8 protein-coding genes and 1 tRNA gene are annotated in these 8239 nt (G+C 53.1%); 6 read left to right on the forward strand and 3 right to left on the reverse strand.

The features are described from left to right. Positions 1-12: 12 nt before the first annotated feature. The gene (ligA, locus tag OGY83_RS12510; protein ID WP_191234958.1) at positions 13-2028 is read left to right on the forward strand and encodes an NAD-dependent DNA ligase LigA; all 2016 of its coding nucleotides are present in this window, start codon (positions 13-15) and stop codon (positions 2026-2028) included. 1 nt (position 2029) lies between these two features. Further along, on the forward strand, positions 2030-2248 hold the full coding sequence (locus OGY83_RS12515) for a DUF3820 family protein (RefSeq protein ID WP_003038102.1): 219 nt from the start codon (positions 2030-2032) through the stop codon (positions 2246-2248). Here OGY83_RS12515 and OGY83_RS12520 read toward each other — a convergent pair. Beyond that, positions 2245-3243 (reverse strand): bile acid:sodium symporter family protein, encoded by a 999-nt coding sequence (locus tag OGY83_RS12520; protein WP_220758214.1) that lies wholly within the window; start codon positions 3241-3243, stop codon positions 2245-2247. The two genes, OGY83_RS12515 and OGY83_RS12520, sit on opposite strands and share 4 nt — an antisense overlap. Before the next feature lie 89 nt (positions 3244-3332). Here OGY83_RS12520 and OGY83_RS12525 point away from each other — a divergent pair, with 89 nt between their 5' ends. Then, positions 3333-4259, forward strand: a complete 927-nt coding sequence (locus OGY83_RS12525) for a LysR family transcriptional regulator (RefSeq protein ID WP_286635984.1) — start codon at positions 3333-3335, stop codon at positions 4257-4259. Here OGY83_RS12525 and OGY83_RS12530 read toward each other — a convergent pair. Beyond that, positions 4250-4591 (reverse strand): FlxA-like family protein, encoded by a 342-nt coding sequence (locus OGY83_RS12530; RefSeq protein ID WP_286635985.1) that lies wholly within the window; start codon positions 4589-4591, stop codon positions 4250-4252. The two genes, OGY83_RS12525 and OGY83_RS12530, sit on opposite strands and share 10 nt — an antisense overlap. Before the next feature lie 291 nt (positions 4592-4882). Between OGY83_RS12530 and xapA the strand changes: the two genes are divergently transcribed. The 3 genes from xapA to OGY83_RS12545 all read left to right on the forward strand — a co-directional run bounded on the left by xapA (position 4883) and on the right by OGY83_RS12545 (position 8012). Then, a complete protein-coding gene (gene xapA / locus OGY83_RS12535) occupies positions 4883-5716 on the forward strand; it encodes a xanthosine phosphorylase (RefSeq protein ID WP_286635986.1) in 834 nt (277 codons plus the stop codon). A gap of 56 nt (positions 5717-5772) precedes the next feature. Continuing rightward, positions 5773-7029 carry a nucleoside permease gene (locus tag OGY83_RS12540; RefSeq protein WP_123267668.1) on the forward strand — a complete coding sequence of 419 codons (1257 nt, stop codon included), beginning with the start codon at positions 5773-5775 and terminating at the stop codon, positions 7027-7029. Between the two features lie 98 nt (positions 7030-7127). Further along, positions 7128-8012, forward strand: a complete 885-nt coding sequence (locus tag OGY83_RS12545) for a LysR family transcriptional regulator (protein WP_123267667.1) — start codon at positions 7128-7130, stop codon at positions 8010-8012. Between the two features lie 149 nt (positions 8013-8161). Here the strand turns inward: OGY83_RS12545 and OGY83_RS12550 are convergent. Continuing rightward, positions 8162-8237 (reverse strand) — tRNA-Lys (locus tag OGY83_RS12550). Positions 8238-8239 lie beyond the last annotated feature (2 nt).

Genomic DNA, 8239 nt, shown 5'->3' on the forward strand with positions numbered 1-8239 from the left:
TGATGGTGCGATATGGAATCAATCGAACAACAACTGACAGAACTGCGAACCACGCTTCGCCATCATGAGTATCTCTACCATGTGATGGATGCGCCGGAAATTCCCGATGCGGAATATGATCGCCTGATGCGTGAACTGCGCGAGCTGGAAGCGCAGCATCCGGAACTTATCACCCCCGACTCACCAACCCAGCGTGTTGGCGCCGCCCCGTTAGCAGCGTTCAGCCAGATTCGCCATGAAGTGCCAATGCTGTCGCTGGATAACGTGTTTGATGAAGAGAGTTTTCTCGCCTTCAACAAGCGTGTGCAGGACAGACTGAAGAGTACGGACAAATTAACCTGGTGCTGCGAACTGAAGCTGGACGGGCTGGCGGTCAGTATCCTGTATGAAAACGGTGTGCTGGTCAGTGCCGCAACGCGTGGTGATGGTACTACGGGGGAGGATATTACCTCGAACGTGCGCACCATTCGTGCGATCCCGTTAAAACTGCGTGGCGATAATATTCCGACGCGTCTGGAAGTGCGCGGTGAAGTGTTCCTGCCGCAGGCCGGATTTGAAAAAATTAACGAAGAGGCCCGCCGTACTGGCAACAAAGTGTTTGCTAACCCGCGTAACGCGGCGGCCGGGTCATTGCGCCAGCTCGATCCGCGTATCACAGCGAAGCGACCGCTTACTTTCTTCTGCTATGGCGTTGGTGTGCTGGAAGGTGGTGTGCTGCCTGATACCCACCTGGGCCGTCTGCTGCAATTTAAAGAGTGGGGATTGCCGGTGAGCGACAGAGTTACGCTTTGCGACTCTCCGGAGGAAGTACTTGCTTACTATCATAAGGTTGAAGAAGACCGACCGACGCTGGGATTCGATATCGATGGTGTGGTGATCAAAGTCAACTCCATGGCGTTGCAGGAGCAACTGGGTTTTGTCGCTCGCGCGCCGCGCTGGGCGGTGGCCTTCAAGTTCCCGGCGCAGGAGCAAATGACCTTCGTACGCGATGTTGAGTTTCAGGTTGGACGCACCGGGGCGATTACGCCCGTGGCTCGCCTTGAGCCAGTTCAGGTTGCCGGGGTGTTGGTCAGTAACGCCACCTTGCACAATGCGGATGAAATTGAGCGTCTTGGTTTGCGTATTGGCGATAAAGTCGTCATTCGCCGTGCGGGCGATGTCATCCCGCAGGTAGTGAACGTCGTGCTTTCCGAGCGCCCGGACGATACGCGTGAAATTGAGTTTCCCACCCACTGTCCGGTATGCAACTCTGACGTTGAGCGTGTGGAAGGCGAAGCAGTCACTCGCTGTACCGGTGGTTTAATCTGCGGAGCGCAGCGTAAGGAATCACTGAAACACTTCGTTTCCCGCCGCGCGCTGGACGTTGACGGCATGGGCGACAAAATTATCGATCAACTGGTCGAGAAAGAGTATGTCCACACGCCAGCGGATCTCTTCACGCTGACCGCAGGTAAGCTGACCGGTCTTGATCGCATGGGACCGAAATCGGCGCAAAACGTGGTGAATGCGCTGGAAAAAGCAAAAGAGACGACGTTTGCCCGTTTCCTCTACGCCCTGGGTATTCGCGAAGTCGGCGAAGCTACGGCGGCTGGTCTTGCGGCGCATTTTGGCACCCTTGAGGCGCTGGAAGCGGCTTCCATTGAAGAGCTGCAAAAAGTGCCGGATGTCGGCATCGTGGTAGCGACCCACGTGTTTAATTTCTTTGCCGAAGAGAGTAACCGCGAGGTGATCGTCCAGCTTTTGGAGCAGGGGATTCACTGGCCAGCGCCGGTGGTTATCAACGCTGAAGAAATCGACAGCCCCTTCGCGGGTAAAACGGTGGTGCTGACCGGGAGCCTGAGCCAGATGTCGCGTGATGACGCCAAAGCGCGACTGACCGAGTTGGGGGCAAAAGTGGCCGGTAGCGTATCGAAGAAAACCGACTTGGTGATTGCCGGTGAAGCGGCGGGGTCGAAACTGGCAAAAGCGCAGGAACTGGGTATTGCCGTGATCGATGAAGCTGAAATGATCCGCTTACTGGGTGCCTGAGATGGAAAAAGAGCAGCTGGTTGAAATCGCCAATACCGTGATGCCCTTTGGCAAATATAAAGGGCGTCGGCTGATTGATGTACCGGAAGAGTATCTGCTGTGGTTTGCCCGTAAGGATGAATTCCCGCCGGGCAAGCTCGGCGAGTTGATGCAAATCACGCTGCTGATTAAAACAGAGGGGCTGACCCAACTGGTACAGCCCCTGAAACGCCCACTCTAAGCTTTTGCGGCGCGGTTTTTCTGCTGCGCCTGCAATGCGTCAGTCTGTTGCTTGTAGCGACGTGCCAGCACGGCACACACCATCAGCTGAATTTGATGGAAGATCATCAACGGCAGCACCATCATTCCTATCACTGAGGTCGGGAACAGAATATTTGCCATTGGGATCCCATTCGCCAGGCTCTTTTTCGATCCGCAAAAGACAATGGTGATCTCATCGGCTTTGTTGAAGCCGCATTTACGCGCAACAAAGACGTTGATGCCAATCACGATTGCCAGCAATACGATGCTGACCACCACGATAAACAGCAGCGAGCCAATCCCCACTTTGTGCCAGATTCCGTTAACCACGGCTTCACTGAAGGCGGAGTACACTACCAGTAAGATGGAGGATTGGTCCGTTTTGGCGATCCATTTTTTATGTCGGGACACCCAGTTACCAATCCACGGACGTGAAAGATGTCCCAGTACGAACGGCAGCAGCAGTTGCAGCATGATTTTCCCCACCTGCTCCAGACTGCCTTCTGCGCCGTGCATATTCATTACCAGGCCAACCAGCAACGGCGAGAGAAAAATACCCAGCAGGCTGGAGGCCGAAGCGGAACACACGGCGGCGGCAACGTTACCCCCCGCCAGCGACGTAAAGGCGATTGCCGACTGCACCGTGGCCGGCAAAATACACAGGTACAGGAAACCGGTGTACAGCATCGGGTCAACATTAACCGGCGCCCACCAGGCGAACAGAACGCCCAGCACCGGGAAAACAACAAACGTGCTGCACATCACCCACAGATGCAAACGCCAGTGACTACCGCCGGCAATAATGGCTTCACGTGAAAGCTTCGCCCCGTGCATAAAAAACAACAGGGCAATGGCAGCGGTGGTTAAGCCTTCAAAGAAAGGCACAAAACCACCCTCGGCCGGGAAAAAGGACGCCAGTAATACGACCGTAATCAACGTTATCGTGAACGGATCAAGGATACGAAAAAGTTTCATAAAAGCTCCTGAAATTCGGTAGGAACATTTTGCGTTTTTCCGTTTGAGAAATAAAATTGATTTATTGCATCCATATATGAATCGAATAGATGAATTACTCTCTGCGTCAGCTCCGTATCTTTGTTACCGTCGCTCAGGCTAAAAGCTTTAGCCGGGCGGGGGATATCATTGGCTTAAGCCAGTCTGCGGTCAGCCACAGCGTTAAAGAGCTGGAAGGGCAGACGGGTGTGCGGTTGTTAGATAGAACAACGCGGGAAGTGGTGCTGACGGAAGCAGGGCACCAGTTGGCGGCGCGGCTGGAACGTATTCTGGATGAACTGCACAGTACGCTGCGCGAAGCAGGCCAGGTGGGAACACAGTTAACCGGAACGGTGCGCGTTGCCGCCAGCCAGACGATCTCTGCTCACCTTATTCCACAGTGTATTGCCCAGAGTAATCAGCTTTATCCAGCGATCGATTTTGTGCTGCACGATCGTCCACAACAGTGGGTGCTGGAGAGTATTCGTCAGGGTGAGGTGGATTTTGGCATCGTGATAGATCCTGGCGCAGTGACCGATCTACAGTGTGAAGCGGTGTTATCCGAACCGTTCCTGTTGCTGTGTCGAGAGGATCATCCGCTAGCCCAACGCGAATGGGTAAATTGGCAGGATTTATACCATGAGCGCCTGGTATTACAGGATTACGCTTCCGGCAGTCGACCATTGATCGATGCGGCGCTGGCCCACTTTTCCATTGAGGCCAATATTGTTCAGGAGATTGGTCACCCGGCCACGCTTTTCCCGATGGTTGAGGCGGGGATTGGTATCAGCGTGCTGCCCGCGCTGGCGCTCCCTTTACCGGAGGGCAGCCATTTGCAGGTTAAACGCCTGACGCCGGTTGTGGAACGACAACTGATGCTGGCACGACGTAAAAATCGTTCTTTATCGACTGCGGCCCAGGCACTGTGGGACGTGGTGCGGATGCAGGCCAGTGAATTAACCGCCGGTCGGGCACGTGATCCGTTGTATCAGATATAAATATCGACCCGATGTGGGTCGGTAGCATTGTTGACGCCCTCAGCTTTTTTTTGATCGGCACTCTGCTTTTGCTGTGATTCCTCGGCCTGCTGGCGCAACAATTGAGCTAGTTGTGCTTGTAACATCTTGATTTGAGTCTGAATAAGTTCCTGCTGCTCGCGCTTCTGCTCAACACTGCCACTGCTATTGGGGATATCTTTGAGCTGCTGGGTTAGCTTAGTTATCTTTTGGGTGATTTGTGCAATCTGTGCGGAGATGTCATTCCCGGCTGATGCTTTTCCGCCGCCGCTACTGCTTTGAAGAGTTGGGGTGGAAACGTTGATAGTTGTCATACAGACTCCTCGCGCCATAAAACATGAGTATCGGCATCAGCGAACAGAACTTCAGTGACAATACGGCCGAGTGGGGATTAATCATAAAAATCCCAAACCTTAATGTATCTGTTTTCCTGTGCCATTTCTGGCTCGAAAATAATGTGATTTCAGGCTGATTTAGTGCAACTCATCGATACCGATTTACTATCGGTTGTCAGGATAAACGGTATTGGTAATCGATTGCGTAGTCTCGCTATAACAGTGCGGTACGCTCCGTTATTTTCGATTACTCAGTATTAAGGACATCTCATGAGCCACTCTCTTTTCTCGCAAAATCCCTGGTATAGCGCCGATATCATTCGTGGTTACAAGCCGGATTTTACGCCGCGCGTAGCCTTTATCCTCGGCTCCGGCCTGGGGGCGTTGGCGGATCAAATTGAGGATGCGGTGGCCATCTCTTACGAGAAACTGCCGGGGTTCCCGGTGAGCACCGTGCACGGTCATGCCGGTGAACTGGTGCTGGGATATCTGGCGGGAATTCCGGTAGCCTGTATGAAAGGGCGTGGACATTTCTATGAAGGTCGCGGCATGACGGTGATGACGGATGCCGTTCGTACGCTGAAGCTGCTGGGCTGTGAGCTGCTGTTTTGCACCAATGCCGCAGGTTCTTTGCGCCCCGATGTCGGTCCGGGTAGCCTCGTTGCGCTTAGCGATCATATCAATACGATGCCGGGTACGCCGATGGTGGGGCTTAACGATGAGCGTTTTGGCGAGCGATTCTTTTCGCTGGCGAATGCCTATGATGCTGACTACCGCGCGGTCCTGCAAACTGTTGCCGCAGAAGAAGGGTTCCCGCTGAGTGAAGGGGTTTTTGTCTCTTATCCGGGGCCGAACTTTGAAACTGCGGCAGAAATCCGCATGATGCAAATCATCGGTGGCGACGTGGTGGGCATGTCGGTGGTGCCTGAAGTTATTTCAGCGCGCCACTGCGGTTTGAAAGTGGTTGCGGTGGCTGCCATCACCAACCTGGCGGAAGGTCTGGGTGATGTGAAATTATCTCACGCGCAGACGCTGGCAGCGGCGGAACTCTCCCGGCAGAATTTCATCAACCTGATCTGCGGCTTCTTGCGCAAACTGGCCTGAATAATTAAAAAATGACCCCGCTTGCGGGGTCTTACTTTTTGGCAAGGAACGGAAAAATGGGTATCGCATCTCGCTTAAAGCTCATGTCGTTTTTGCAATATTTTATCTGGGGAAGCTGGCTGGTAACCCTGGGTTCTTACATGATTAACACCCTGGATTTTACCGGCGCGAACGTCGGTATGATTTACAGTTCTAAAGGGCTGGCGGCGATTATCATGCCGGGCATTATGGGCATTATTGCCGATAAATGGCTACGTGCAGAGCGCGCCTATATGCTTTGTCATCTGGTGTGTGCGGGCGTGTTGTTATATGCCACAACCGTTACCGATCCACAGACCATGTTTTGGGTAATGCTGTTTAACGCAATGGCGTATATGCCGACGATTGCGTTATCGAACAGCGTCTCATACTCGTGCCTGGCGCAATCGGGTCAGGATCCGGTCACTGCGTTCCCGCCAATTCGTGTGTTTGGCACCATAGGGTTTATTGTGGCGATGTGGACAGTCAGCTTGATGGGACTGGAACTGAGCAGCGCGCAGTTGTATATCGCTTCAGGCGCATCGCTGCTGCTGGCTCTGTATGCGCTTACGTTGCCGAAAATCCCGGTTGCTGAGAAGAAAGCAAGCACCACGCTTGCCAGCAAGCTCGGTCTGGACGCCTTTGTCCTGTTTAAAAAACCGCAGATGGCAATCTTCTTTTTGTTTGCGATGATGCTGGGGGCGGTGCTGCAAATCACTAATGTCTTTGGCAATCCGTTCCTGCATGATTTTGCCCGTAACCCGGAATTTGCCGACAGCTTTGTGGTGAAGTACCCCTCCATATTGCTTTCTGTTTCACAGATGGCGGAGGTGGGTTTTATTCTCACTATTCCGTACTTCCTTAAACGTTTTGGCATTAAAACGGTGATGCTGATGAGCATGCTGGCATGGACGCTGCGTTTTGGCTTCTTTGCCTTTGGCGATCCGTCGCCGTTTGGTTTTGTGCTGCTGCTGATGTCGATGATTGTCTACGGCTGTGCGTTTGATTTCTTCAATATCTCGGGATCGGTATTTGTCGAGCAGGAGGTTAGCTCTAACATTCGCGCCAGTGCGCAGGGGCTGTTTATGACGATGGTAAACGGCGTTGGTGCATGGGTGGGTTCAATCCTGAGCGGTATGGCGGTGGACTATTTTTCTGTCGATGGCGTCAAGGATTGGCAGACCATCTGGCTGGTGTTTGCCGCATATGCGCTGGCTCTGGCGGTTATCTTTGCATTGTTCTTTAAGTACAAGCATGAGCCTGAACGACTGGCGCAGAAATCACCGGCACATTAACGCTCCATTGGCGGCGGGTTCTGATACCCGCCGTTTCATTTTCTGCGAGGCAATGTGGTAACTTTGCGCATTATCCTTATTTCTGGAGCGCATTATCCATGGAACGCACGCACCGCATCGATCTGAAGTTACTGCGTTATTTTCTTGCTGTCGCAGAAGAACTGCATTTTGGACGTGCCGCTGCTCGCCTGAATATGTCGCAACCGCCGCTCAGTACCCATATTAAAGAGCTGGAGCAACAGCTCGGCACTTTGCTATTTATCCGTCATTCCCGCAGCGTAGCGTTAACCCACGCTGGAAAGATATTGATGGAAGAGTCGCGCCGACTGTTATCCAGTGCCAATCAGGCGCTGGCGAGAGTGGAGCAGATTGGTCGTGGTGAGGCAGGGCGAATTGAGCTAGGCGTTATCGGTACTGCGATGTGGGGAAAAATGCGCCCGGTGATGCGGCGTTTTCTGAAGGATAATCCCAATGTTGAGGTGCTGTTTCGCGAGAACATGCCTGCTATGCAGATGACGATGCTGGAGCGGCGTGAACTGGATGCGGGAATTTGGCGGATGGCTACGGAGCTTTCTCCCGGGTTTACCAGTCTACGCTTGCATGAGTCCTCTTTTCTGGTTGCCATGCCGGAAGAGCATCCTCTTACTGCCAGTGAATCCGTACCGCTGGAGGCGCTGAGAAATGAATATTTTGTCACGATGCCTTCCATTCATACCGACTGGGCATTTTTGCAGCGCGTTTGCCTGAGTGCTGGATTTTCCCCGATGATTATTCGTGAGGTGAGGGAGCCGCAAACGGTGCTGGCGATGATCAGCATGGGGATTGGTATTACGTTAATTGCTGACAGTTATGCGCAGATGAGTTGGCCTGGCGTGGTATTCCGACCGTTAGAGGAACGTATTCCGGCGGATTTATATATTGTGTATGACCAACAGCAGGCGACACCCGCGCTGGAGAAACTGGTAGCGGCATTGACGATGTGATGTCTGTGCCGGATGGCGACTAACGTCTTATCCGGCCTACGCGTGCGGTATTGTCTGTAGGCCTGATAAGCGCAGCGCATCAGGCAAGCAGGTTGGAATCTTATAAATCGCAGATAGCAAAAAGGCGCCTTTAGGGCGCCTTTTTACATTGGTGGGGCGTGCAGGATTCGAACCTGCGACCAATTGATTAAAAGTCAACTGCTCTACCAACTGAGCTAACGCCCCGA

The sequence above is a fragment of the Citrobacter sp. Cpo090 genome (genome assembly GCF_030332665.1).
Taxonomy (GTDB): domain Bacteria; phylum Pseudomonadota; class Gammaproteobacteria; order Enterobacterales; family Enterobacteriaceae; genus Citrobacter; species Citrobacter portucalensis.